We start from the raw sequence: 23,198 nt of genomic DNA, 5'->3' as shown, positions 1-23,198 counted from the left end.
CTCGGCGCCGGGCGGCAGCGGTTGCTGGAGGCCCGCCTTCTGGTCGATGGTGGAGCGGTAGTCCACGGCGCCCTGGGTCATCCGCATGTACGCCTCTTCGAGCGAGGCCTGGTGCGGCGACAGCTCCCACAGCCGTACGCCCGCCTCGTGCGCGAGGTCGCTGATGCGGGGCAGCGGCAGCCCCATCACGCGCAGCGCGCCGTCCTGCTCCGGCAGCACATGGCCGCCCGCCCCGGTGAGCGCGGCGCCGAGCTTCTCGCGCAGCTGCGGCTCGGTGTCGGGGGTGCGCACCCGTGCGAAGTCGGCGGAGTTGGCGGAGATGAAGTCCGTCACGCTCATGTCGGCGAGCAGCTGGCCGCGCCCGATCACGATCAGGTGATCGGCGGTCAGCGCCATCTCGCTCATCAGATGGGAGGACACGAAGACCGTCCGGCCCTCCGCGGCCAGCGCCTTCATCAGGTTGCGCACCCAGAGGATGCCCTCGGGGTCGAGGCCGTTGACCGGCTCGTCGAAGAGCAGCACCTGGGGGTCGCCGAGCAGCGCGGCGGCGATGCCGAGGCGCTGGCCCATGCCGAGCGAGAAGCCCTTGGAGCGCTTCCTCGCGACGTCCTGGAGGCCGACCACGCCGAGCACCTCGTCCACGCGGCGGGCCGGGATGCCCGACAGCTGGGCGAGGCTCAGCAGATGGTTGCGGGCGGAGCGGCCGCCGTGCACGGCCTTGGCGTCGAGCAGCGCGCCGACCTGGCGGGGCGCGTTGGGCAGCCTGCGGTACGGGTGACCACCGATGGTCACCTGGCCGGACGTGGGGTTGTCCAGGCCGAGGATCATCCGCATCGTGGTGGACTTGCCCGAGCCGTTGGGCCCGAGGAAGCCGGTCACGGATCCCGGTCGCACCTGGAAGGAAAGGTTGTACACGGCCGTCTTGTCGCCGTACCGCTTCGTCAGGCCTACAGCCTCGATCATGCTCCGCACCCATCGGAAGGTTCAGGACAGCGGGGAACCGCCCCCGTAAGGGTTAGGAGGATAGCTGGGCGCTGACGGTTCCGCCCAAAGAAAAGTAAAGCTGAAGTAATACGCTGTGTGAACGTGACCTCTACTGCGCGTCCCGGTGCCTGAGCAGCGCATATCCTCCCGCGAGCGCGGCGATCACCCACAGCGCCATGATGCCAAGCCCGCCCCAGGGCCCGTACGGGGTGTCGTCGGGGCGCGGCACCGCCTGCATGATCCGGCTGCCGGCCTGATCGGGCAGGTACTGGCCGACCTTCTTGGTGGTGTCGACGGCGGCCAGGATGTTGGAGATCAGGAAGAAGAACGGCATCAGGATGCCGAGCGAGAGCAGCGGTGAGCGCAGCATGGTGGCGACGCCCATGGAGAACACCGCGATCAGGGTCAGATACAGCCCGCCGCCCACCACCGCGCGCAGCACCCCCGGATCGCCGAGCCCCGCGCGGTAGGGGCCGAGCATGGCCTGGCCGAGGAAGAAGGTGGCGAAGCTCGTGACCATCCCGACGAGCAGGGCGAGCGCGCCCGCCACCGCGATCTTGCCGAACAGGAAGGTGCCGCGGCGCGGTACGGCGGCCAGCGAGACCCGGATCATGCCGGTGCTGTACTCGTTGGTGACGACCAGCACGCCGAACACGATCATGGCGAGCTGGCCGAGGGTCATCCCGGCGAAGCTGATGAAGGTCGGGTCGAAGGTCAGCCGCTCCTGGATCGGCATCGAGTCGTACTGGTTCCGGGTCAGCGCGGCGATGAGCATGCCGATGCCGATGGTGACCACGACGGCGACCGAGAGGGTCCAGCCGGTGGACGACACCGACCGGATCTTCGTCCACTCGGACCGCAGGGTCCCCGTGACCCGGTCGCTCGTCATGCCGTACCCCCTTGCCGGCCGGCGCCCCAGTTCCCCGGGGCGGCCGCCGACTGCGCGTGGTACTCCACCGAACCCGCCGTCAGCCGCATGAACGCCTCCTCCAGGGAAGCCTGCCGGGGGCTCAGCTCGTGCAGCACGATCCCGTGCCCCGCGGCCAGCTCCCCGATCCGCTCGGCCTTGTCGCCCTCCGCCTCCAGCGCCCCGTCCGCCGCCTCCACCGCGGTGACCCCGGCCTCGTGCAGCGCGTCCAGGAGCCGTTCGCGCTGGGGCGAGCGGATACGGACGTAGCTGCGCGCGTGCCGCCGGATGAAGTCCGCCATGGAGGTGTCCGCGAGCAGCCGGCCCTGCCCGATCACGATGAGGTGGTCGGCGGTCTGCGCCATCTCGCTCATCAGATGGGAGGACACGAAGACCGTCCGCCCCTGCGCGGCCAGTGATCTCATCAGATTGCGGATCCAGTGGATGCCCTCGGGGTCGAGCCCGTTCACCGGCTCGTCGAACATCAGGATCCGGGGGTCCCCGAGCAGCGCGGCGGCGATCCCCAGCCGCTGCGACATGCCGTACGAGAACCCCTTGGCCTTCTGCCGCGCGACGGCCATCAGTCCGACCGTCTCCAGCACCTCGCCCACCCGGGCGCGCGGGATGCCGTTGCTCTGCGCGAGGCACAGCAGATGGTTGTAGGCGCTGCGCCCGCCGTGCATCGCCTTGGCGTCCAGCAGCGCGCCGATACAGGTGAGGGGATCCGTCAGCTCGTCGTACCGGCTGCCGTCGATCCGCACATCACCGGCGGTGGGATGGTCGAGCCCGAGGATCATCCGCATGGTCGTGGACTTCCCGGCGCCATTGGGCCCGAGGAACCCGGTCACGATGCCGGGCCGCACGGTACATGTCAGACCATCGACGGCCACCTTCTCGCCGTACCGCTTGGTCAGCCCGTCCAGCTCGATCATGCCGCCACGCTAGAACGGGACAAAGCCCCCTGCCACTTGAAGCAGGGGGCTTTCGAAGGCGCGGAACCCTATCGGGTCTGCTGCGCCGGAACCCCACGAGAGACCGGCTCGTCCTCACCCGTCGTGCCGGCGGCGGCCACCGCCGCGCCGGTCAGCGTCGCCAGCATCTCGCGCACGTTCGTCAGCTGGGCGTTGATGCTGTCGCGGCGGTTGGTGAGGGCCGCCAGCTCGCGCTCGGACTCGGAACGGATGCGATCCGCCTTGGCGTTGGCGTCGGCCACGATGTCCTCGGCCTGGCGCTGAGCGGTCTCCACCGTCTGGCGGGCGCGGCGCTCCGCGTCGGTGCGCAGCTTCTCCGCCTCCAGGCGCAGCTGCTCGGCGCGGTGCTCGATCTCCGCGAGCCGCTTCTCCGCCTTCTGCTGACGCGAGGCCAGGTCGCGCTCGGACTGCTCGCGGCGCTTGGCCAGGTTCGTCTCGAAGTCCGCGGCGGCCTGCGCGGCCTTGGCGCGGGTCTCCTCGAAGAGGGCGTCCGCCTCCTCACGCTTGGACTGCGCGTCCTTCTGCGCGTCGGCACGCAGCTGAGAGGCCTCGCCCTTGGCCTTCTCGACGATCCGGGAGCCCTCGTCCTCCGCCTTCGCCTTGCGCTCGGTGGCGTAGGACTCGGCGTCGTTACGCACCTGCTGGGCGGCCGACTCGGCCAGCTCGCGGTGCTGTTCGGCCGCGCGGCGGGCCTCCTCACGCAGCTCCTTGGCCTCTTCCTCGGCCAGGCGCAGGATCTTCTCGACCCGAGCACCGAGACCCGCGTACGACGGCTCGGCGTCGCTGACCTGGGTCTGGGCGTTCTGCGTCTCGAGGTGCAGCTCCTCGATGCGCTTTTCCAGGGCGGTGATACGGGCGTTGGCCTGGTCACGTTGGGAGACGAGGTTGGAGATACGTTCGTCCACCTGAGCGCGGTCGTACCCACGCCGCACAAGCTCGAAGCCGTAGGGGGAAGTGTCGCTCATGGGGTTCCTGTCAAATGAGACCGGTGAGGTGATAGGGGGAATCCTAGGCGCCGAAGCGGTGTGTCATCGAGCGGATACGTGTTTGATCTGGAGAATGACACCTCTTTTGAGTGGCTGACCGTCAGAGGACTTGCCAACGAGCAGGGCAAAGCCCTCAGTCGACACCGAAACACCCCTCGGATGCTAGCTGCCTGACGACTTGCCACCCGATCGGGGGGCGCCGACCGTCGCGCTTGCCTTGACCGAACCGTCCTTGCCCGCACCCGGCGTCTCGAAGGACTCCAGCGCGTCCAGCACATCCTGGACCCGGGAGATCTCGGCGTTGATGTCCGAGCGCCTGCGCACCAGGACCTCCAGCTCGCGCTTGCCCTCCTCGACCGAGCGCCGCGCCTCCTGGATCGCCTCCGCCTTGATCTCCTCGGCCTCCTTGACCAGCCGCGCCTTCTTCTGCTCGGCCTCCTTCAGCAGGCCCTCCGCCTTCTTGACGGCCGCGATGCGCACCTTGCCCGCCTCGGAGTCGGCGTCCGAGAGCATCTCCTTCGCCTTCGCCTGGGCCTTCTCCAGCTGCTCCTCGGCGGCCTTGATGAGCGCGTCGCAGCGGTCGCCGGTGGACTTCATCGTCTCGGCGGCCTCGCGGCGGGCCCGGCTGTGCAGCTCCTCGATCTCGGCGGTGACCCGCTCGCGCAGCTCCTCCGCCCGCTCCCGGATCGCGGTCGCGTCCCGGCGGGCGCCCACCAGCAGCTCGTCCGCGTCCGTCCGGGCCTTCTCCACCAGGGAGTTGCCCTCGATGGTCGACTCGGAGACGATCCGCTCGGCCTCGCTGCGGGCCGCGCCCACCATGGTGTCGGCCTGTGCCTCGGCGTCCGCCGTGGTCTTCAGCGCCTGCTGCTGCGCCTCGGTGAGCAGCTTGTCGGCCTCCGCCGTGGTCTCGCCGATGAGCTTGTCGACCTGCTCGGCCGCCTCCGAACGCCGCTTGTTGGCGTCCTGGCGGGCCTCGTCCAGCGTCCGCTCGGCCTCCTCGCGCGCCGTACCGAGGAGCCGCTCGGCCTCCGCCGCCGCGTCCGCCTTGACCCGCTCGGCCTCGGCCCGGGTCCGCTCGGCGTGCGCCTGCGCGGAACCCACCGTCTCGGCGGCCTCGGCCCGCAGCCGCTCCGCCTCCGTGGTGGCCTCGCCGACCAGCTGGTCCGCGGCGGCCCGCGCCTCGGCCCGTACCCGCTCGGCCTCGGCGACGGACTCCGTGCGGACCCGCTCCGCCTCGGTCACGGACTCCGTGCGGACCCGCTCGGCCTCCGCCACGGACTCCGTGCGCACGCGCTCGGCCTCGGCGGCGGTCTCCGTCTGGAGCCGCTCCGCCTCCGCGACCGTCTCCGTCTGGAGGAGCTCGGCCTCCTTGCGGGCCTCCGTGATGAGCGTGTCGGCCTGCGTCGCCGCGTCCGAACGGATGCGGTTGGCGTCCTCACGGGCGTCCGCCCGGGTCCGTGCCGCCGCCTGGTCGGCCTCCGCCAGCGCGTCGGACGCCTCGGTACGCACCCGCTGCGCGTACTCGCCCGCGTCCGAACGCAGCCGCTCGGCCTCGACGGTCGCCTCCGCGAGGGTGCGCTCGGCCAGCTCCCGGGCCGCCGCGGACTCCTCCTGCGCCTCCTGCCGCAGCCGCCCGGCGTCCTCGCTCGCCCGCTCCCGCTCGGCGTGCGCGTCGGCCCGCAGCCGCCCGGCCTCCTCCTCGGCCTCCCGCTTCGTACGCTCCGCCGCGTGCTCGGCGGCCGAGCGCAGCCCGGCGATCTCCTCCTGCGCCTGCTCGTGCAGCCCGGCGACGGAGTCCCGCACCTGCTGCGCGTGCTGCTCGGCGGCGGACACCATCTCGCCGGCCCGCCGCTCGGCCTCCTCGACCAGCCGGACCGCCTCGGCCTGCGCGTCCTCGACCCGCTTGCGCGCCGAGGCCAGCAGCTCCTCGCTCTGCTCGCGGGCCCGCCGGCGCTCCTCCTCGGCCTCCTCGCGGGCCGCGCCCAGCAGTTCCTCGGCCTCGCGGCGGCGCCGGGCGGCCTCCTCCTGCGCGGCGGCCAGCGTCTCGGACGCCTCGGCGGCCAGCCGCTCGGCGGCGGACTGCGCCTCCGCGCGCATCCGGTCGGCGCTCTCCTGCGCCTCCGTCTTCAGCCGCTCCGCCTCGGCCGCGGCCTCGCCCCGCAGCCGTACGGCGACGGCCTCGCCCTCGGCGCGGGACGCGGACGCGTCGGCCGCCGCCTCGTCGCGCAGCCGCTCCGCCTCGGTCTCGGCCTGCTCCTGGAGCGCCCGGATCCGCTCGGCGGCCTCGGTACGCAGCCGCTCGGCCTCCTCGGCGGCCTCCTTGCGGATCCCCGTGGCCTCCTCGCGGGCCTCGGTGAGCGCCTGCTCGGCCGAGGTGAGCCGCTCCTGCGCCTCGGTCCCCAGCCGGGTCAGCTCCTCGGCGGCCTCCGCGCGCCGCGCCTCGACCGCCTTGTCGGTCTCCTCGCGCAGCTCCAGGGCCGCCTTCTCGGCGTCCGCCCTGACGGACTCGGCCCGCTCGTCGGCCTCGGTGCGCAGCCGTTCGGCCTCCGCGCGGGCGCGCTCCAGGGTCTCCTCGGCCTGCCGGCGCAGCGCCGTGGCGCGCTCGATGGCCTCGGTGCGGACCTTCTCGCTGTCGGCGGTCGCCTTCTGCCGCAGCTCGTCGGCGTCCGCCTTGGCCTTGGCCAGCAGCTCCTCGGCGGACTTGGCCGCCTCCTCGATCTTGGTGACCGACTCCCGGCGCGCCTCCGCCCGGATCGACTCGCCCTCGGCCACCGCGTCGGAGCGCAGCTGCTCGGCCTCGCCGCGCAGCCGACGGGCCTCCTCCTGGAGCTCGACCGTCTTGGCGCGGTACTCCTCGGTGTCGTCCTTCGCCGCGCCCTTGAGCTCCTCGGCGATGTCATGCGCCTCGGCCCGCAGCCGGTCCGCCTCGGCCTCGGCCTCCTTGCGGATCCGCTCGGCCTTCTCGGCCGCCGCCCTGGTGGTCCGCTGGGCGTCCTCCGACGCCTTGTTGAGGACCTCCTCGGCGGTCCTGGCCGCCTTGGACAGCTGGGTCGCGGTCTCCTCGGCGGTGGCCGTACGGGCCTTCTCGGCGGCCTCGGCGAGGATCTTCTCCGCCTCGGCGCGCGCGTCCGCCACCAGCTGCTCGGCGTCCGAACGGGTGGCCTCGGCCTCCTTCGTCGCCTCCCCGACCAGCCGCGCGACCTGCTCCTTGGCGGTACGGGTGCGGGTCTCGTTGGCGGCCTCGGCGCTCGCCAGCTTCTTGGCGGCGGCCTCCTCGGCCTCGGTGACCAGCTTCTCCGCCTCGGACTGCGCCTTGCGCAGCGCCTCCTCCGCCTCGGCCATCTGCTTCTCGGCGGCCCGGCTCAGCTCGCTCGCCTGCCGGCGGGCGGTGTCCGACTCGGTCGCCGTGGTGGTGCGCAGCCGCTCGGCGTGCTCGGTGGCCTCCTGCGCCTGCGTGGACGCAGCGTTCAGCAGCCGCTCGGCGTCGGTACGGGCCCGGCGCAGGATCTGCTCGGCCTCGGAACGGGCCTCCTCGGCCTCGCCGCGCAGCCGGTCCCGGGCCTCCCGGGTCAGCCGCTCGGCCTCCGCGCGGGCCGCGGCCATCGCCTGCTCGGCCTCCGCGCGCGACTCGTCGAGGAGCCGGCGGGCCTGCTGCTCGGTACGGGCGCGCAGCTGCTCGGCCCACGCCACGTTCTCGTTGACGTGCGACTCGACGGTCGCCCTGCGCTCGGCCAGCTCCTGGTCGAGCTGCTGGCGCCGGGTCACCGCCTCCTGGTGCAGCTCGGCCTGGAGCCGCGCGGCCTGCTCGGCGTGCTCCTGGAGGATCCGCTGGGTCTGCGCGCGGACCTGGCTCAGCTCACGCTCGGCGTCCTGCCGCAGCTGCTCCGCCTGCATCTGGGCGTTGCGGAGCAACTGTTCGGCCTGGTAGCCGATGTCGCCGCCGTCGAAGGCGGGACGGGTCATCAGGGTGCGGCGCGCCTCGTGCAGCTTGGCGCGCAGCACCTCGACCTGGTAGCCGAGGTCCTCGGCGTGCTGGATCGCCTTCTCCCGCTCGGTCCTCAGCCGCTTCATATCGGCCTCGAACCGAGAGAGGTGGTCGACGTCGTCAGCCGCCGGCTCTCGCTCCTGGCTCTCGTAGCCCCGCACTGCGCGGTCCCATCCGTCCCCTGGTCAGCTTCTCCAACGAGCCACGTCCAACCGCCGAACGGGGCCCCCGGGGAAATGGTGTCAGATCCACGGCGGAGCACGGCCTGCTGCCCCGACGCACGTCCCCCGAAACCCGGACCCCGGCGTGCGGCCGCCCCGGTTCGCGGGACGACCGCCCCCAACCCTACCGGCCCTTATGTACGGCGGTCAGTGCTCGGGAGACTCAACAGGCGCCGAAGTCACCAGTTCTGTGAGGACACCATGGCAGTCCTTGGGGTGCAGGAAGGTGATCCTGGAGCCCATGGAACCGCGTCGCGGCTCGTCGTAGAGCACCCGTACGCCCTTGCCCCGGATGTCCTCGGAGTCGGCGTCGACGTCCGCCGTGCCGAAGGCGATGTGATGCACGCCCTCGCCGTTCTTGGCCAGCCACTTGCCGACCGCGGAGTCCTCGCGGGTCGGCTCCAGGAGCTGGAGGTAGGAGGCGCCGCCGTCCGAGGTCTCGTTGATCTTGAGCATGGCCTCGCGCACGCCCTGTTCCTCGTTGACCTCGGTGTGGAACACCTCGAAGCCGTAGGTGGCCCGGTAGAACTCGACAGTGGCGTCGAGGTCGTGGCAGGCGATCCCGATGTGGTCGATTCGCGTCAGCATGGTTTCAGTGCAGCGCTACGGCAGTGGTTACGCAACGTGCGCGCGATCACACCGACAGGGCGATGACGGCACTGAGTGACTCTCAGTACATTCGATGTAAACCCTCGTTCACTCCTCGGCTCTGCGTAGCTGGAAGGGGATCGCACCTCATGTCTTCTGGAACGAACAGCTCGGTGATCGTCGCGGGCGCCCGTACGCCCATGGGGCGGCTGCTGGGCTCCCTGAAGTCCTTCTCCGCGGCCGACCTGGGCGGTTTCGCGATCAAGGCGGCCCTGGACCGCGCGGGCATCGGCGGTGACCAGGTGCAGTACGTGATCATGGGCCAGGTGCTCCAGGCCGGCGCCGGCCAGATCCCGGCCCGCCAGGCGGCCGTCAAGGGCGGCATCCCGATGAGCGTCCCGGCCCTCACCGTCAACAAGGTGTGCCTGTCCGGGCTCGACGCGATCGCCCTGGCCGACCAGCTGATCCGCGCCGGCGAGTTCGACATCGTCGTGGCGGGCGGCATGGAGTCCATGACCAACGCGCCGCACCTGCTGCCCAAGTCCCGCGAGGGCTACAAGTACGGCTCGATCGAGATGATCGACTCGATGGCGCACGACGGTCTGACCGACTCGTTCGAGGCCATCGCCATGGGCGAGTCCACCGAGCACCACAACACCCGGCTCGGCATCGGCCGCCTCGCGCAGGACGAGATCGGCGCCCTGTCCCACCAGCGGGCCGCCGCCGCGCAGAAGAACGGCGTGTTCGAGGCGGAGATCACCCCCGTGGAGATCCCGCAGCGCAAGGGCGACCCGATCCTGTTCAGCAAGGACGAGGGCATCCGCGCCGACACCACCGTGGAGACCCTGGGCAAGCTGCGCCCGTCCTTCACCAAGGACGGCACCATCACCGCCGGCACCTCCTCGCAGATCTCCGACGGCGCCGCCGCCGTGGTCGTGATGAGCAAGGCCAAGGCGGAGGAGCTGGGCCTGGAGTGGCTCGCCGAGATCGGCGCGCACGGCAATGTGGCGGGCCCGGACAACTCGCTGCACTCCCAGCCGTCCAACGCGATCCTCAACGCCCTCAAGAAGGAGGGCAAGGAGGTCGCCGACCTCGATCTGATCGAGATCAACGAGGCCTTCGCCTCCGTCACCGTGCAGTCAATGAAGGACCTCGGTGTGTCCACGGAAAAGGTGAACGTCAACGGCGGCGCGATCGCGCTCGGCCACCCGATCGGCATGTCCGGCGCCCGCCTCGTGCTCCACTTGGCGCTGGAGCTCAAGCGCCGGGGCGGCGGCATCGGCGCGGCCGCGCTGTGCGGTGGCGGCGGCCAGGGTGACGCGCTGATCGTGCGGGTACCGAAGGCCTGAGCCCTTTTGTCAGGTCGGTGAAGTGAACGGAGCTGTGCGATGCAGGACGTCTCCTCTCTGGTGGACCAGGCCAGGGAAGGCAGGCCGCGGGCCGTGGCCCGGCTGATCTCCCTGGTGGAGGGGGCGTCCCCGCAGCTGCGGGAGGTCATGGCGGCGCTGGCCCCGCTGACCGGCAACGCCTGTGTGGTGGGCCTGACCGGCTCGCCGGGCGTCGGTAAATCGACCTCCACCTCCGCGCTCGTCACGGCGTACCGCAAGCAGGGCAAGCGGGTCGGCGTCCTCGCCGTCGACCCGTCCTCGCCCTTCTCCGGCGGCGCCCTGCTGGGCGACCGGGTGCGCATGTCGGAGCACGCCTCCGACCCCGGCGTCTACATCCGCTCCATGGCGACCCGGGGCCACCTCGGCGGCCTCGCCTGGTCCGCCCCGCAGGCGATCCGCGTCCTGGACGCGGCGGGCTGCGACGTGGTCCTGGTCGAGACGGTGGGCGTGGGCCAGTCCGAGGTGGAGATCGCCGCCCAGGCGGACACCAGCGTGGTGCTGCTGGCCCCGGGCATGGGCGACGGCATCCAGGCCGCCAAGGCGGGCATCCTGGAGATCGGCGACGTCTACGTCGTCAACAAGGCGGACCGGGACGGCGCCGACGCCACCGCCCGCGAGCTGAACCACATGCTGGGCCTCGGCGAGGCCCGCCGCCCCGGCGACTGGCGGCCGCCGATCGTGAAGACGGTCGCCTCCCGCGCCGAGGGCGTGGACGAGGTGGTCGAGGCGCTGGAGAAGCACCGCGCCTGGATGGAGGAGCACGGGGTCCTCACCGAACGCCGGCGCGCCCGCGCGGCCCGCGAGGTGGAGAGCATCGCGATGACGGCGCTGCGGGAGCGCATCGGCGACCTGCACGGCGACCGCCGCCTCGACGCCCTCGCGGAGCGGATCGTCGCGGGCGAACTCGACCCGTACCGCGCCGCCGACGAGCTGGTGGCGGGGATCACCCAGGGCTGAGCCTGGCCAACTCCGGGTGCCCGCGGCTAACTTGTCCTCCGTGTTCCTCCTCTTGGCATAGGGCCCGCCCCGCACGCGACGCCGTGACCGTTTTGGCGCTCGCGTGCCTCGGCATGCCCTTTTCCCGCCTCCGTCAGAGGAACTTCCCGCATGTCCACGCATGCTCCCGTGCGGCCTTCGTACGCCGCCGTGCTGCGCCTTCCGGGCGCCCGCCGCGCCTTCACCGCGGCCCTGACCGCCCGTCTCTCCTACGGCACCGTGTCCCTCGCGGTGATGCTGTCCGTCACCCGCGCCACCGGCTCCTACGCCGTCTCCGGGGCGGTGATGTCCCTGTTCGGCGCCGCGTCGGTCTTCCTGATGCCGGTGCGCGGCGCCCTGATCGACCGGCACGGACCGCGCCGGGCCCTCGCACCCATGGCGCTGCTGTACGGCGCCCTGCTGACCCTGCTCGCCGCCCTGACCTGGCGTCCCGGCGCGCCGGTGGCCCTGCTCGCCGCGGTCGCGGCGCTCGCCGGCGCGTGCACGCCCCCGCTGGGGCCGACGATGCGCGCGCTGTGGGCCGAACTCGCCCCCGACCGGCATCTGTTGCAGCGTGCCTACAGCCTCGACGGCGTCGCCGAGGAGTTGCTCTTCGTCTCCGGGCCGGTCCTGGTCGGCGTCCTGACCGGGTTCGCCCCGCCGGCCGCCGGGATCCTGCTCAGCGCGCTGCTGATCGTGGCCGGCACCGGGGTGTTCGTCGCGTCACCGGTGCTGCCGGGTCCGCGGCCCGCCACCCGGGGCGCGCGGTCCGGGGGAGTCTCCGGTCTGCTGGCCCCCGCCGCCGTCGCTCTCTGCGTCGGGCTGACCCTCAGCGGGGTGGACCTGCTGACCATGGCCTACGCCTCCGCGCACGCGTACGACACCGATCTCGTGCCGTGGGTCCTCGGGGCGCTGTCGGCGGGCAGCGCGCTGGGGGGCCTCGCGAACGGGGCGGTGCGGTGGACGGCACCCGCCCGCACCCGGCTGGCGCGCTTCTCGGTGGCGCTGGGCCTGGTCGTCGCGGTGGCGGGCCTCGCGCCCGACCTCTGGGTGCTCACCGCCGCGCTGGCCCTCGCCGGAGTCTTCGTCGCGCCGACCCTGACGACGGCGTACCTCGCGGCCGACGAGTGCGTGACTGCCGAGTCCCGTACGCAGGCCGGGGCATGGGTCAACATGGGGGTGAACGCGGGCAGTTCGGCCGGGGCACTGGCGACGGGGCTGCTGATCGGCCGGATACCGCTGGAGGTCTGCTTCCTGGTGGCCGGCAGCACGGCTCTGGCGTCCGCCGTCATGGCCGGGGCCGGTGGCCTGCCCCGGAGGGTGTGAGGCGGGCCGGCATCTGACACCGGTTCCTTGCCCGACCACAGACCGGCCACGGGTCCGCTCCGACCTGCACGGGCCGATGAATTCTCCCCGCACTTGATTTGGACGACCGTCCAGGACCACCGTCCAAGGTGGACGCATGGACGGCCCCCACGGCCCTGGAGCGTGTGATGAACCATTCCCTGCTGACGACCCTGATCGGGTCCTTTCTGGTCTGGGAAGCACTTCTGCTGATTCCCATGGTCCCGGGGAAGCTGGTCGATACCAGGGACTTCTCGTCCCTCCCCCGCTGGCAATACAACGGGTTCAACGCCTTTCTCACCTCCCTCGGACTCGCCAGTTTCGTGGTGGCCGGGTTCGCCATGGCGAACCAGCACTGGGTGTTCGTGGCGGCGTTGGTCCTGAGCCTTGGCTACATCCTGGTCTTCGCTGCTGACCTTGGTGCGGTCTTCCCGGTCGTGGCCGACCCGCTGCCGGTACAGTTGCTCGTCCTCGAAGCCATCGCGCTGGCCTCGGCCGGCGCGGGTGCCGTGATTGCGATCCAGGGAATACGGCTGTGAACAATGCCCCCTCTCCTCAGTCGAGCACGCGAGAGAAAATCATTGAGGCTGCGGCCTCTCTCATCCCCGAAGTGGGCTGGGGTGGCGTGACCAGCCGACGGGTCGCGGAACGTGCGGGTGTGAATACCGGCGTGATCCACTACCACATGGGAAGCATCGGCGAACTGCGGCGCATCGCCGCGGTGGGCAAGATCGAGATGTTCTTCCTCGACCGGATCGGTGATGCCCTGGCCCAGGAAGATCCGCCAGTGGCAGTCGAACTGATGCTTCGGGGACTGTGCTCCAGCGACTCGCGCGATCCGGAACTGCTGCTGCTGTACGAATCGCTCGTCGCGGCGAACCGCGACGAGCAGTTGCGCGCCGAGATCGCCACTTCCCTTTCTCGGCTACGGCATTGGCTGCACGACTGGTTCGACGAGCGCGGCGTGACGCGTCCGCTTCCCGCGGCGGTGACCGTCACCGCGGCGATGGACGGCTTCCTGCTCCAGCGAATGCTCGACCCGGACCTCGACCCCGCTCCCCTCATTGAGGGCCTGACCGCTCTCGTCAAGCATCAATTGGCTTAGCGCCTGCGCACGAGGCCGTGCAGGCTTCTCCCAGCAGTCGACGATGAGACCCCGAACAGGGGGGGCGAGCTGCCGCATGGTGAGGTTCGTGCGGTGGTACACGGCCACCAGCAGGACACACTCGGCCCGCGGCAGCCGCCATGGACGATGGCGGCCACAGCCCTCGCCACCACGTTCACCCGTTGGGACGCCTCCGGCTCGTGCGCGTCACTTCCAGACCTGGTACCGACCGCCGTTGCACGGCAGGGTGTACACCTCGCCGTGGGAGTTGCTGTCAAGGCACTGGCCGGTCTGCCGGTTGACCAGGTTGAAGCCGTCACCGGTCCACTTCTCGTACCACTGCTCGTAATAGTTCACCGGGCTGGAGCAGGGCTCGGTGTAGACCTGGCCCTGCTTGTAGGCGGTGAGGCATTCGCCCTGGTAGGACTTCTCGGTCCAGGCACCGTTGGCGTTCTCCAGATTGCCCTGGCCGTCCCACCAGTCACTCTTCAGATGGCCGATGGGGTCGAAGCAGTGAACGAGTCCGGGAGCATCGGTGGTGACGACATGTTCCGCGCCGGTGGTCGACTCAGTGACCAGACAGCCTCCCGTCGCGGCGTTCCGCCAGTGGATCTGGGTGTCGGCGGCGGCGCTTCCCGCGGTTGCGAGAAGGAGGGCGGGTGCAGCGGCCGTGATGGCCAGGATCGCGGTAATGCGCTTCTTGGACATGAGTAGTCAGTCTTCCGTCGAGTGACCTGTGTTGAATCGCGCAGAGAATGTCAGAGCGCGGGATGTTGTTCAGGTGTGGTCTGCCGGGCCGGAGAGAAAAGGAGGCAGAGGTCCGCGTCCGGTTGCCTTTGCAGTTGACCGTGCCGACGACACGCAGTTCCGGTACAAGCGCGCGGTCGGCGCGACGCGGTTCATCTCTTCCCCCGAAAGGCCCGGTGCGCCATCCGTGATCGGTGGCTGCGCGGGGAAGTCTGCCAAGGAACCACTGGACGGTGTTGACACAGAGTCGACTCGCTTTGACATCCCGTCTACAAACCTTCGTCCCGGCACGCATAAACTGGCGGTTGCCCACCGGGCCTTGCGTACTGGCCGCCGGATGGGCAGGGAACGACCTGCCACGCAGTGGGAGGGGCGAGGCGACGGGAGCACAATGCCGGTGACACCGGAAACGGCCGCGAACGACGGCTTGGACGGGGTCGATTGCTTCGAGTACTGGCGGGAGGCGATGGGACGGACGCGGGTCGCTGAGATGACCAGCGACCATGTCGCCACCTTCAAGGCGAATGTGAGGCAAGCGCGCCTGGGACCCACGGTCGTCCTGGGGACGGCATTCCCGTCGATACGCGTCAGGCGGACCGGGCGGATGATCCGCCAAAGCGACGAAGAGCTTTACCACCTGACGATGCTGACGGCCGGGCGTGGAGCCGTGGCCTCGCCCGACTCGGGGCGAGCACAGACGCTCGTACCGGGTCAATTCCACTTGGTGAGCAGCTCACAGCCGTACGAATCCCGCTTCTCCGGCGCCGCAGCAGCGCACCCCCGTACCGAGGGAATCGGCATCGACCTACCGGTGTCGCTCCTGCCCGTCCCTCCCCGCAGAATTCGCCATCTGCTCGGTAGAGCACTGCCCGGGCAGCAGGGCACGGGCGCGATACTGGCGTCGTTCCTGCTCGGCCTGGACCGTCAACTGCCCACGCTTCGGCCCATTGAGGCGACTCGTCTCAGCACTGTCGCGGTCGACCTGTTGTCCGCCTGTCTGGCAAGAGAACTCGACGCCGAGGACACGCTGCCGGAGGAGACCCGGCATCGGGCCATGCTTCATGACGTGCGGGCGTTCGTCCGGCATCACCTCCACGATCCCGATCTGACCCCGTCGAAGATCGCCGAGGCGCATCACGTCTCCCTCAGCTATCTGCACCGGTTGTTCACCCGCGACTCCCAGGGCGTGACCCTCGCCGCCTACATCCGCCGCCAGCGGTTGGCGAAGGCATACCGCGATCTCACCGACCCGGCCCTGCGTACCCTGCCCATCCACGCCGTCGCCGCGCGTTGCGGGATCAACCAAGCCTCCGCGTTCACCCGCGCGTTCAAGGCCGCCTACGGAATCTCGCCCAGCGACCACCGGCACGGGGGCGCAGCGAAATCGCTGCCTCGCACAGAGGCACAAGCAGGATGAGCTCCGCCGACTCCGGCCTGCGTCCGGTACGGCGGCGCAACAGGGAAATATTCTCGGGCCTCGAATCCCGCCCGGCAGATCGCGAGAGAGCGGCTGCGGTGCGACCAGGCCGGCGGCGGACCGCCGGCCTTCGACCGCGACCTCTTGCCGGGCGTTTGACCTAGGGGCGCCCCCGCTGTCCCCGCAGGTGTTCCGCGATCGGCTTCAGGGCCTTGTCAAGCTCCACCAGGGCCTCCGGTGAGAGCAGGTCGATGAAGTGCCGGCGCACCGAGGACACATGGTGCGGCGACACCTTCTTCATCGTCTCCATGCCGTGCTCCGTGAGCACCGCGTACAGCCCCCGCCGATCCGATTCACAGTTCTCGCGGCGCACCAGGTCCGCGTTCTCCATCCGCGTGATCTGGTGCGAGAGCCGGCTCTTGGACTGGAGCGTGGCGGAGGCGAGGTCGCTCATCCGCATCCGCACGTCCTCCGACTCGGACAGGTTCACGAGGATCTCGTAATCGTTCATCGTCAGGCCGAACGGCTGCAGATCCTTCTCCAGCTGGTACGTCAACAGCCTGTTGACCTCCAGGTGGGTGCGCCAGGCGCACTGCTCCGCATCGGTCAGCCAGCGCGTGGCCGTTTCGGTCTCCATGAATGAAGTCTACCTAAGAAGTTGAATGACGAACTACTTCGGGTGGTGTGACTGTGCGCACGCGTTCGACGTCACACTCCGCAGACTACCGCTCACAGCCCGAAGCGACGCTGGAGGTCCCCCAGCTGTCCGGGAAGACGCGGTGCACCGGGTGGTTGCGGACCGTGTCCGGGCCGCCCCGGTGCGCCACCGCCCGGAGTCCCCGGATCGGACGGTACGACCCCCGTGTCGACCTCCGCCATCAGCGCCTCCGAGGACTGGAGCAGCACCGTCCCGGCGCCCACGAACTCGAACTGGTGCTCCTCCCCGGAAACCCCGCCCAGGCCCGTCATCGCACGGAGTCCGCCCAGTACACCGGTCAGGTACCCATGGTCGTAGTGATGGCACGGGGAGGGGCAGTCGGCCCAGCCGACGAGTGCCTGGGGATCCACCCGCAGGGGAGGCTCCATGAACACCACCGGTCCGTTGGACGCGGCCACGAATCTTCCGGTTCCGATGAGGGTCAGAAAACCCGGCACGATCGATTGTTTGAGCGCAAGACTTGGCTGAAAAGCGAGCAGATTGCCCGCGCGAATGGTCAAGTTCCCGTCGTCCAGGTCGTACGAGTTGACGTCGAAGGCCCGGTCGGCGAGCAGCATCTTGCCCGAGCCGCTCGCCACGACCCAGTCGCTCGCGTGCAGTGGCGAATGGAACGAGGTGCGCACCAGATGGTCGAGCCGGCCGTGCCCGATGCCGTTGAACTCGATCGCCCCGTAGTAGGCGATCATCTTCCCCTTCTGGAGGAACCACTGCCCGTCCTTGAGCTCGACGCAGAACGTGTAGCTGTTCACGTTGTCGTCGACGGGCAGGGTCAACGGGTCGTAGACCACCGGGCCGCCGGGACCGGCGGTGCCGTACGTGCCTGAGTACGCGCTCACAGCTTCTCCTCCGAGGCCTGGACGTACACCGTGCCGCTGCCGCTCAGCTCCAGCTGGAACGCCTCGCCGGAGCCGCGGCCCACCATCTCGCGCCAGCCGAGGGCGGTGGACAGCCGGTTGCGGACGTCGCCGTGGTGGGCGACGTAGGCCTGTGGGTCCACATGCACCGGGCGGTCGGGGCTGATCGGCAACTCGAAGACGCCGCCGTGCGCCATCACGGCGACCCCGCCCTGGCCCTGGAGGGTGGTGGTGAACAGCCCCTGGCCGCTGACTTGGCCGCGCACCAGGCCCATCACCCCGCCCTGCGAGCCCATGAACATCGTGCCCTGGCGCAGTGTGCCCTCGAAGGCGAGCAGGCGGTCCGCCTCCACGTACAGGGTGTCGCCGGTGAGGTGGATGACATGGATGTGATGGCCGCCGTGCCCGAAGAACACCGTGCCACTGCCCTCGACGGTCATCAGCGGGGTCGCCTCGCCGGACACCCGGCGCCCCAGCATGGACATCACCCCGCCCTGGCCGCCCTGGATGCTGGGCGTGAAGGACACGTCCCCCTTGTAGGCGAGCATCGCCCCGCGCTGGCTGAACAGCCGCTGCCCGGGGAGCACGGTCGCCTCCACCATCTTGGAGTTGATCTCTCGGAAGGTCATCTCACAGGTCCCCCGCGATCGTGTTCCGCTCGCTCGGCTGCACGTACACCAGGCCGTCCCCCTCGAAGCGGATCTGGAAGGCCTCGCCGCCGCCCTCCCCGAGGAAGGTGCGGAACGTCACACCGGACTGGAAGGACTGCCGGACATTGCCCTGATGGGCGACATAGGCCCCCGGGTCGACGGTCAGCGGGTACTGGGGGCTGACCCGGAGTGCCACCGCGGGGCCGTCGGACATGATCGCCGCCTGTCCGTGCCCCTCCACCGTCGTGGTGAACAGGCCGTTGCCCTGGGAGGCGCCGCGCAGCCCGGTGAACGTGGTGCCCGTACGCAGCGCCGCGTCCGTCACCAGCAGGTTGCTCGACTCCACGTACAGCTTCTCGCCCTGGAGGCGCACCAGATTGATCTCGGTCGCCCGGTCGGCGAACCAGCAGGTCCCGTGCCCCTTCACCTCCATCACCGCCATCTGCTCACCGGTGAGCCGGCGGGTCACCATCCCGCGCAGCCCGTCCCCGCCCCCGGTGAGTTTCTTGAACGACATCTGCCCGTCGTACGCGACCATCGAGCCGTTCTTCGCCTTCACGGCGTCCCCGGTCATCTCGACGGCGAGCACCTTGCTGCCCTGCAATCGGAACATCGCCACGCTGCGAAAGTAGCGGCAGCGCGGGTGGACCGAACAGCACCCGCGGGTGGAGCCGCACCCTGAGCGGACCCCTAGGGGCGCGGTTTGCCACAATGGCGGCACGCTTGTGCGTGCCTTCACAAAGCCGATCACAACAGCGGACGCGCCCCAGCGCCCCCTCAGCGACACTCCCACCGAAGGTGACCCGTGGACCTCAAGACAGCCTCCGCCATCCGCCGCCTGCGCCTGATCTCCGTGCCGGAGGGCATCTCCTGGATCGTCCTGGCGGCCTGCACGATCATCAAGTACACGGTCGACTCCGGCGTGAACGTCGCCCCCGTGATGGGCCCCATCCACGGCGTGCTGTTCGTCCTCTACGTCCTCTTCTGGGCGGACGCCTGGAACCGCGCCAAGTGGAACAAGGGCAAGGCCGGCCTCTACATCGCCTACTCGGTCATCCCCTTCGGCGGCTTCATCATCGAGCGCAAGCTGCGCCGCGAGGCCGAGGACGCCGTGATCGCCGCCCGCGCCCGCAAGGAAGAGGTCGTGAACGCATGATCGTCGCCTTCTCCGTGACCCCCCTCGGCGTCGGTGAGGACGTCGGGGAGTACGTCGCCGAAGCCGTCCGCGTGGTCCGCGAGTCCGGCCTGCCGAACCGCACCGACGCCATGTTCACCTCGATCGAGGGCGAGAGCTGGGACGAGGTCATGGACGTCGTCCGGCGCGCCGTCGCCGCCGTGGAAGCGCGCGCCCCGCGCGTCTCCCTCGTCCTCAAGGCCGACATCCGCCCCGGTGTCACCGACGGACTCACCTCCAAGGTGGAGACGGTCGAACGCCACCTGGCGGGCCAGTAGTTTTGAGCGACCGCTCAAAGGAAGTACCGTCTTCTCGAAGATCCTTTGAGCGGTCGCTCAACCAGCGGCCTGACGTGGGGGAACACCATGGGTCTCTATACGGAGACACACATACGCGCCGACCTCGACAGACTGTGGGCGCACACCCAGGACCCCGTCCTGCACCGCCGCTGGTACCTGCTCGTCACCGAGCTCCACCACCTCCCGAGCGCCCCCGGCGAGCCGCGCCCCTTCCGCTTCACCGCGCGCCTGCCCCCCTTCCTCACCCTCTGCGGCACCGGCGTCTCGGCCGGCGAGAAGGAACGCCCCGACGGCACCCGCACCTCCGCCCTGTGCTTCTCCTCCACCCACCCCCTCGGCCTGATCGCCGAGGGCAGCGGCTACTGGCGCTACGTCCCCGACGACCGGGGCGTGCGCTTCCTCACCGGCTACGACTACCGCCCCCGCGGCGGAGCCCTCGGCGCCACCGCCGACCGCCTGCTGGTGCGCCCGCTGCTCGACTGGGCCACCGCCTGGTCCTTCGACCGGCTCCGGCTCTGGCTGGAGCGCGGCATCACCCCCGAGCGCGCCCTGTGCAACTGGCTCGCCGAGATCGTCGTACGCCTCCTGCTGCTCACCGCGTGCCTCGGCGGGCTGCGCCTGGAGCGGCTGACGCGCCTGTTCGGATCGTTCGCCGCCGCCATGGCCTACCTGTGCCCGGTGCTGCTGCTCGCCGCGGTCTGCCTCGCCCTGTTCAAGTCGCCGCTCGCCTGCACCCCGGCCGCCCGCCGCTGCCTGCGCGCCCCCGCCACCCGGATCCGGGCACCGCGGCTGCTGCGCACCCTCCAGCAGCGCGGGGAGGCGCCCGCGTGAGTCCCGAGACGCCGAAGGCCCGGGAGACCAGGACCAAGCTGCTGGAAGGCGCCCTGCGCACGCTCGCCGAGCAGGGCATCGCCAAGACCTCGGCCCGTACGGTGGCCGCGGCGGCCGGCGTCAACCAGGCGCTGGTCTTCTATCACTTCGGCACGGTGGACGAGCTGCTCGCGGCGGCCTGCCGGTACGGCGCGCAGCAGGCGGTCGACCGCTACCGGGAGCGGCTCGCCGCGGTCACCTCCCTGTCCGAACTGCTCGCCGTCGGCCGGGAGATCCATGCGAGCGGGCGGGACGGCGGCCATGTCGCCCTCCTGGGCCAGCTGCTCGCCGGCGCCCCCACGCACGCGGCGCTCGGGCCCGCGACGGCGGCGGGGCTGCGGCTGTGGATCGCCGAGATCGAACAGGTGCTCACCCGGGTGCTCGCCGGGACCCCGGTCGCCGAGTTCGTCGACCCCGCGGGGCTCGCGCGGGCGGTGGCCGCGTCGTTCGTGGGGATCGAGCTGTACGAGGGGGCCGACGCGGACGGGGCGGAGGCGGCGCTCGCGGCGCTGGACCAGCTGGCCGTGCTGGTGGCCGCGCTGGAGGAGCTGGGGCCGGTCGCGCAGCGGGCCGTACGGCATCGCCTGCGGCGGGCCGGGCGGTGAGGGGCGGTGGCCGGGCCGGGCGGTGAGGAGCGGCGGTCGAGGTGGGTGTCGGGGTGGAAGCGGACCGCCATGGCCGAAAGATGAGACGGAGCTGACCGGCATATGACCGGCGGGTAGGGTCTGATGACGTGCCGAAGCCTCTCAGCCTCCCGTTCGACCCCATCGCCCGCGCCGACGAGCTGTGGCAGCAGCGCTGGGGCAATGTGCCGTCCATGGCCGCGATCACCTCGATCATGCGAGCCCAGCAGATCCTGCTCGCTGAGGTGGACGCGGTGGTCAAGCCGTACGGGCTGACGTTCGCCCGCTACGAGGCGCTGGTGCTGCTCACCTTCTCCAAGGCCGGCGAGCTGCCGATGTCCAAGATCGGCGAGCGGCTCATGGTGCATCCCACGTCCGTGACGAACACCGTCGACCGGCTGGTGAAGTCCGGCCTGGTCGCCAAGCGGCCCAACCCCAACGACGGGCGCGGCACCCTCGCCGTGATCACCGACAAGGGCCGCGAGGTGGTCGACGCGGCCTCCCGCGACCTCATGGCCATGGACTTCGGTCTGGGGGCGTACGACGCGGAGGAGTGCCGGGAGATCTTCGCGATGTTCCGCCCGCTGCGGATCGCGGCGCTGGACTTCGACGAGGGGTGACCCCCGCCAAGATCTCCCGGAACGGGTGGTTACGCTCGACTCCATGAAGAAAAGCGTGCTGACCCGCTACCGCGTCATGGCCTACACCACGGGTGTCCTGCTGGTGCTCCTGTGCCTGAGCATGATCGCGAAGTACGGGCTGGACATCAGCGGCGCGGCCGACGTGACCCGTGTCATCGCCATCGCCCACGGCTGGCTGTACGTCGTCTACCTGGTCTTCGCCTTCGACCTGGGCTCCAAGGCGAAGTGGCCGGTCGGCCGACAGCTGTGGGTGCTGCTCGCGGGCACCATCCCGACCGCCGCGTTCTTCGTGGAGCGGAAGATCAGCCGGGAGCTGGACGGCAAGATCGCCGGTCGCACCCCGGCCGTCGCCGAGGCGTAGGCCCCGCCGCGACACCCGGTCGCAGCCGCCGTACCCACCCGTACGGCGGCTCTGCCATCGACATGTACTAGGACGTCCAAGTAAATTCGATGGTATGGACGCTCACGCCATCGAGGAGGGCCGCCGGCGCTGGCAGACCCGATACGACGCCGCGCGCAAGCGTGACGCTGACTTCTCCACGCTCTCCGGGGATCCCGTGGAGCCGGTGTACGGGCCGCGGCCCGGGGACACGTACGAGGGATTCGAGCGGATCGGCTGGCCGGGGGAGTACCCGTTCACCCGGGGGCTCCATTCGACCGGCTACCGCGGGCGCACCTGGACCATCCGGCAGTTCGCCGGGTTCGGGAACGCCGAGCAGACCAACGAGCGCTACAAGATGATCCTCGCCGCGGGCGGCGGCGGGCTGTCCGTGGCGTTCGACATGCCCACGCTGATGGGCCGGGACTCGGACGACCCCCGCTCGCTCGGCGAGGTCGGGCACTGCGGGGTGGCGATCGACTCGGCCGCCGACATGGAGGTCCTGTTCAAGGACATCCCGCTCGGCGAGGTCACCACCTCGATGACGATCAGCGGGCCCGCCGTGCCCGTCTTCTGCATGTACCTGGTCGCCGCCGAGCGGCAGGGCGTGGATCCCTCGGTCCTCAACGGCACGCTCCAGACGGACATCTTCAAGGAGTACATCGCCCAGAAGGAGTGGCTCTTCCAGCCGGAGCCGCATCTGCGCCTGATCGGCGACCTCATGGAGTACTGCGCCGCCGGCATCCCCGCCTACAAGCCGCTGTCGGTCTCCGGCTACCACATCCGGGAGGCGGGGGCGACGGCCGCGCAGGAGCTGGCGTACACGCTCGCGGACGGGTTCGGGTACGTCGAGCTGGGGATGAGCCGGGGCCTGGACGTCGATGTGTTCGCGCCCGGCCTCTCGTTCTTCTTCGACGCCCATGTCGATTTCTTCGAGGAGATCGCCAAGTTCCGTGCCGCGCGGCGCATCTGGGCGCGCTGGCTGCGGGACGTGTACGGCGCGCGGAGCGAGAAGGCGCAGTGGCTGCGGTTCCACACGCAGACCGCCGGGGTCTCGCTGACCGCGCAGCAGCCGTACAACAACGTGGTGCGCACCGCGGTGGAGGCGCTGGCCGCGGTGCTCGGCGGGACCAACTCGCTGCACACCAACGCCCTGGACGAGACGCTGGCGCTGCCCAGCGAGCGGGCCGCGGAGATCGCGCTGCGCACCCAGCAGGTGCTGATGGAGGAGACCGGGGTCGCGGGGGTGGCGGATCCGCTGGGCGGCGCCTGGTACGTCGAGCAGCTGACCGACCGCATCGAGGCGGCCGCGGAGCAGATCTTCGAGCGGATCAGGGAACGGGGGCTTGCGGCCCGTCCGGACGGGCGGCAT

At 70.6% G+C, this 23,198-nt stretch carries 24 protein-coding genes and 1 pseudogene; 13 read left to right on the top strand and 12 right to left on the bottom strand.

The genetic code is table 11. The features are described from left to right. The 6 genes from CCN72_RS30675 to mce all read right to left on the bottom strand — a co-directional run. A partial coding sequence (locus CCN72_RS30675) for an ABC transporter ATP-binding protein (protein ID WP_086811317.1) occupies positions 1 to 963 on the bottom strand: 963 nt, incomplete at its 3' end. Positions 964 to 1,093: 130 nt separating this feature from the next. Then, the gene (locus CCN72_RS30670) at positions 1,094 to 1,873 is read right to left on the bottom strand and encodes an ABC transporter permease (RefSeq protein WP_086811315.1); all 780 of its coding nucleotides are present in this window, start codon (positions 1,871 to 1,873) and stop codon (positions 1,094 to 1,096) included. After that, positions 1,870 to 2,823 (bottom strand): ATP-binding cassette domain-containing protein, encoded by a 954-nt coding sequence (locus tag CCN72_RS30665; protein WP_086811313.1) that lies wholly within the window; start codon positions 2,821 to 2,823, stop codon positions 1,870 to 1,872. The genes CCN72_RS30670 and CCN72_RS30665 overlap by 4 nt, the downstream gene beginning before the upstream one ends. A 68-nt stretch (positions 2,824 to 2,891) precedes the next feature. Then, positions 2,892 to 3,827, bottom strand: coding sequence for a coiled-coil domain-containing protein (locus CCN72_RS30660; protein ID WP_085566600.1), 936 nt, complete (start codon positions 3,825 to 3,827; stop codon positions 2,892 to 2,894). Between the two features lie 183 nt (positions 3,828 to 4,010). Beyond that, the gene (gene scy, locus CCN72_RS30655) at positions 4,011 to 7,994 is read right to left on the bottom strand and encodes a polarized growth protein Scy (RefSeq protein ID WP_086811311.1); all 3,984 of its coding nucleotides are present in this window, start codon (positions 7,992 to 7,994) and stop codon (positions 4,011 to 4,013) included. A gap of 207 nt (positions 7,995 to 8,201) precedes the next feature. Further along, positions 8,202 to 8,642 (bottom strand): methylmalonyl-CoA epimerase, encoded by a 441-nt coding sequence (gene mce / locus CCN72_RS30650; protein ID WP_037656464.1) that lies wholly within the window; start codon positions 8,640 to 8,642, stop codon positions 8,202 to 8,204. A 149-nt stretch (positions 8,643 to 8,791) separates the two neighbouring features. Here mce and CCN72_RS30645 point away from each other — a divergent pair, with 149 nt between their 5' ends. The 5 genes from CCN72_RS30645 to CCN72_RS30625 all read left to right on the top strand — a co-directional run bounded on the left by CCN72_RS30645 (position 8,792) and on the right by CCN72_RS30625 (position 13,454). Further along, entirely contained in the window at positions 8,792 to 9,991 is a 1,200-nt protein-coding gene (locus CCN72_RS30645; RefSeq protein WP_037656463.1) for an acetyl-CoA C-acetyltransferase, read from the top strand. 39 nt (positions 9,992 to 10,030) lie between these two features. Further along, positions 10,031 to 10,987, top strand: coding sequence for a methylmalonyl Co-A mutase-associated GTPase MeaB (meaB, locus tag CCN72_RS30640; RefSeq protein WP_086811310.1), 957 nt, complete (start codon positions 10,031 to 10,033; stop codon positions 10,985 to 10,987). Positions 10,988 to 11,137: 150 nt separating this feature from the next. Next, positions 11,138 to 12,331 carry an MFS transporter gene (locus CCN72_RS30635; RefSeq protein WP_086811308.1) on the top strand — a complete coding sequence of 398 codons (1,194 nt, stop codon included), beginning with the start codon at positions 11,138 to 11,140 and terminating at the stop codon, positions 12,329 to 12,331. 167 nt (positions 12,332 to 12,498) lie between these two features. Beyond that, the gene (locus CCN72_RS30630) at positions 12,499 to 12,888 is read left to right on the top strand and encodes a DUF8051 family protein (RefSeq protein ID WP_143664251.1); all 390 of its coding nucleotides are present in this window, start codon (positions 12,499 to 12,501) and stop codon (positions 12,886 to 12,888) included. Next, positions 12,885 to 13,454: a TetR/AcrR family transcriptional regulator gene (locus tag CCN72_RS30625; RefSeq protein ID WP_086811304.1), complete on the top strand. Its 570-nt coding sequence runs from the start codon at positions 12,885 to 12,887 to the stop codon at positions 13,452 to 13,454. Before CCN72_RS30630 ends, CCN72_RS30625 begins: the two co-directional genes overlap by 4 nt. 11 nt (positions 13,455 to 13,465) lie before the next feature. Here the strand turns inward: CCN72_RS30625 and CCN72_RS38320 are convergent. Both CCN72_RS38320 and CCN72_RS30615 read right to left on the bottom strand, forming a co-directional pair. Further along, positions 13,466 to 13,607: pseudogene (locus CCN72_RS38320) on the bottom strand (transposase family protein); the annotation flags it as partial. 54 nt (positions 13,608 to 13,661) lie between these two features. Further along, complete coding sequence (locus tag CCN72_RS30615; protein WP_086811303.1) at positions 13,662 to 14,162, bottom strand: RICIN domain-containing protein; 501 nt, start codon at positions 14,160 to 14,162, stop codon at positions 13,662 to 13,664. Positions 14,163 to 14,592: 430 nt separating this feature from the next. Here CCN72_RS30615 and CCN72_RS30610 point away from each other — a divergent pair, with 430 nt between their 5' ends. Next, a complete protein-coding gene (locus tag CCN72_RS30610; protein WP_086811301.1) occupies positions 14,593 to 15,618 on the top strand; it encodes an AraC family transcriptional regulator in 1,026 nt (341 codons plus the stop codon). Positions 15,619 to 15,778: 160 nt separating this feature from the next. Here the strand turns inward: CCN72_RS30610 and CCN72_RS30605 are convergent, their stop codons facing one another. The 4 genes from CCN72_RS30605 to CCN72_RS30590 all read right to left on the bottom strand — a co-directional run bounded on the left by CCN72_RS30605 (position 15,779) and on the right by CCN72_RS30590 (position 18,453). Then, positions 15,779 to 16,255, bottom strand: coding sequence for a MarR family winged helix-turn-helix transcriptional regulator (locus CCN72_RS30605; RefSeq protein ID WP_037656459.1), 477 nt, complete (start codon positions 16,253 to 16,255; stop codon positions 15,779 to 15,781). Positions 16,256 to 16,347: 92 nt separating this feature from the next. Then, positions 16,348 to 17,172 carry an AIM24 family protein gene (locus tag CCN72_RS30600; protein ID WP_086811300.1) on the bottom strand — a complete coding sequence of 275 codons (825 nt, stop codon included), beginning with the start codon at positions 17,170 to 17,172 and terminating at the stop codon, positions 16,348 to 16,350. After that, positions 17,169 to 17,819 carry an AIM24 family protein gene (locus CCN72_RS30595; protein WP_086811297.1) on the bottom strand — a complete coding sequence of 217 codons (651 nt, stop codon included), beginning with the start codon at positions 17,817 to 17,819 and terminating at the stop codon, positions 17,169 to 17,171. Before CCN72_RS30595 ends, CCN72_RS30600 begins: the two co-directional genes overlap by 4 nt. Before the next feature lies 1 nt (position 17,820). Continuing rightward, complete coding sequence (locus CCN72_RS30590) at positions 17,821 to 18,453, bottom strand: AIM24 family protein (RefSeq protein ID WP_037656455.1); 633 nt, start codon at positions 18,451 to 18,453, stop codon at positions 17,821 to 17,823. Between the two features lie 192 nt (positions 18,454 to 18,645). Between CCN72_RS30590 and CCN72_RS30585 the strand changes: the two genes are divergently transcribed. The 7 genes from CCN72_RS30585 to icmA form a co-directional block, all read left to right on the top strand. Then, positions 18,646 to 18,996, top strand: coding sequence for a DUF3817 domain-containing protein (locus CCN72_RS30585; RefSeq protein WP_086811295.1), 351 nt, complete (start codon positions 18,646 to 18,648; stop codon positions 18,994 to 18,996). After that, a complete protein-coding gene (locus CCN72_RS30580) occupies positions 18,993 to 19,292 on the top strand; it encodes an MTH1187 family thiamine-binding protein (protein WP_037656453.1) in 300 nt (99 codons plus the stop codon). The genes CCN72_RS30585 and CCN72_RS30580 overlap by 4 nt, the downstream gene beginning before the upstream one ends. Before the next feature lie 87 nt (positions 19,293 to 19,379). After that, a complete protein-coding gene (locus tag CCN72_RS30575; protein ID WP_086811293.1) occupies positions 19,380 to 20,144 on the top strand; it encodes a hypothetical protein in 765 nt (254 codons plus the stop codon). Continuing rightward, the gene (locus CCN72_RS30570) at positions 20,141 to 20,788 is read left to right on the top strand and encodes a TetR/AcrR family transcriptional regulator (protein ID WP_086811291.1); all 648 of its coding nucleotides are present in this window, start codon (positions 20,141 to 20,143) and stop codon (positions 20,786 to 20,788) included. Before CCN72_RS30575 ends, CCN72_RS30570 begins: the two co-directional genes overlap by 4 nt. Positions 20,789 to 20,916: 128 nt before the next feature. Further along, a complete protein-coding gene (locus CCN72_RS30565) occupies positions 20,917 to 21,426 on the top strand; it encodes a MarR family winged helix-turn-helix transcriptional regulator (RefSeq protein WP_086811289.1) in 510 nt (169 codons plus the stop codon). Positions 21,427 to 21,469: 43 nt separating this feature from the next. Continuing rightward, positions 21,470 to 21,808, top strand: a complete 339-nt coding sequence (locus CCN72_RS30560) for a DUF3817 domain-containing protein (RefSeq protein WP_086811288.1) — start codon at positions 21,470 to 21,472, stop codon at positions 21,806 to 21,808. Positions 21,809 to 21,902: 94 nt separating this feature from the next. Next, positions 21,903 to 23,198 (top strand): coenzyme B12-dependent isobutyryl-CoA mutase large subunit (icmA, locus tag CCN72_RS30555; RefSeq protein WP_086811287.1); only part of this gene is annotated, 1,296 nt, incomplete at its 3' end.

Source organism: Streptomyces murinus (assembly GCF_002154555.1).
GTDB lineage: Bacteria > Actinomycetota > Actinomycetes > Streptomycetales > Streptomycetaceae > Streptomyces > Streptomyces murinus.
This window is presented reverse-complemented; position numbering and strand designations above follow the sequence as displayed.

Coding starts and splice junctions, on each gene's coding strand:
- CCN72_RS30670 (WP_086811315.1), bottom strand. CDS start 1,873: ATGACGAGCGACCGGGTCACGGGGACCCTGCGGTCCGAGTGGACGAAG.
- CCN72_RS30665 (WP_086811313.1), bottom strand. CDS start 2,823: ATGATCGAGCTGGACGGGCTGACCAAGCGGTACGGCGAGAAGGTGGCC.
- CCN72_RS30660 (WP_085566600.1), bottom strand. CDS start 3,827: ATGAGCGACACTTCCCCCTACGGCTTCGAGCTTGTGCGGCGTGGGTAC.
- mce (WP_037656464.1), bottom strand. CDS start 8,642: ATGCTGACGCGAATCGACCACATCGGGATCGCCTGCCACGACCTCGAC.
- CCN72_RS30645 (WP_037656463.1), top strand. CDS start 8,792: ATGTCTTCTGGAACGAACAGCTCGGTGATCGTCGCGGGCGCCCGTACG.
- meaB (WP_086811310.1), top strand. CDS start 10,031: ATGCAGGACGTCTCCTCTCTGGTGGACCAGGCCAGGGAAGGCAGGCCG.
- CCN72_RS30635 (WP_086811308.1), top strand. CDS start 11,138: ATGTCCACGCATGCTCCCGTGCGGCCTTCGTACGCCGCCGTGCTGCGC.
- CCN72_RS30630 (WP_143664251.1), top strand. CDS start 12,499: ATGAACCATTCCCTGCTGACGACCCTGATCGGGTCCTTTCTGGTCTGG.
- CCN72_RS30615 (WP_086811303.1), bottom strand. CDS start 14,162: ATGTCCAAGAAGCGCATTACCGCGATCCTGGCCATCACGGCCGCTGCA.
- CCN72_RS30610 (WP_086811301.1), top strand. CDS start 14,593: ATGCCGGTGACACCGGAAACGGCCGCGAACGACGGCTTGGACGGGGTC.
- CCN72_RS30605 (WP_037656459.1), bottom strand. CDS start 16,255: ATGGAGACCGAAACGGCCACGCGCTGGCTGACCGATGCGGAGCAGTGC.
- CCN72_RS30595 (WP_086811297.1), bottom strand. CDS start 17,819: ATGACCTTCCGAGAGATCAACTCCAAGATGGTGGAGGCGACCGTGCTC.
- CCN72_RS30590 (WP_037656455.1), bottom strand. CDS start 18,453: ATGTTCCGATTGCAGGGCAGCAAGGTGCTCGCCGTCGAGATGACCGGG.
- CCN72_RS30580 (WP_037656453.1), top strand. CDS start 18,993: ATGATCGTCGCCTTCTCCGTGACCCCCCTCGGCGTCGGTGAGGACGTC.
- CCN72_RS30575 (WP_086811293.1), top strand. CDS start 19,380: ATGGGTCTCTATACGGAGACACACATACGCGCCGACCTCGACAGACTG.
- CCN72_RS30560 (WP_086811288.1), top strand. CDS start 21,470: ATGAAGAAAAGCGTGCTGACCCGCTACCGCGTCATGGCCTACACCACG.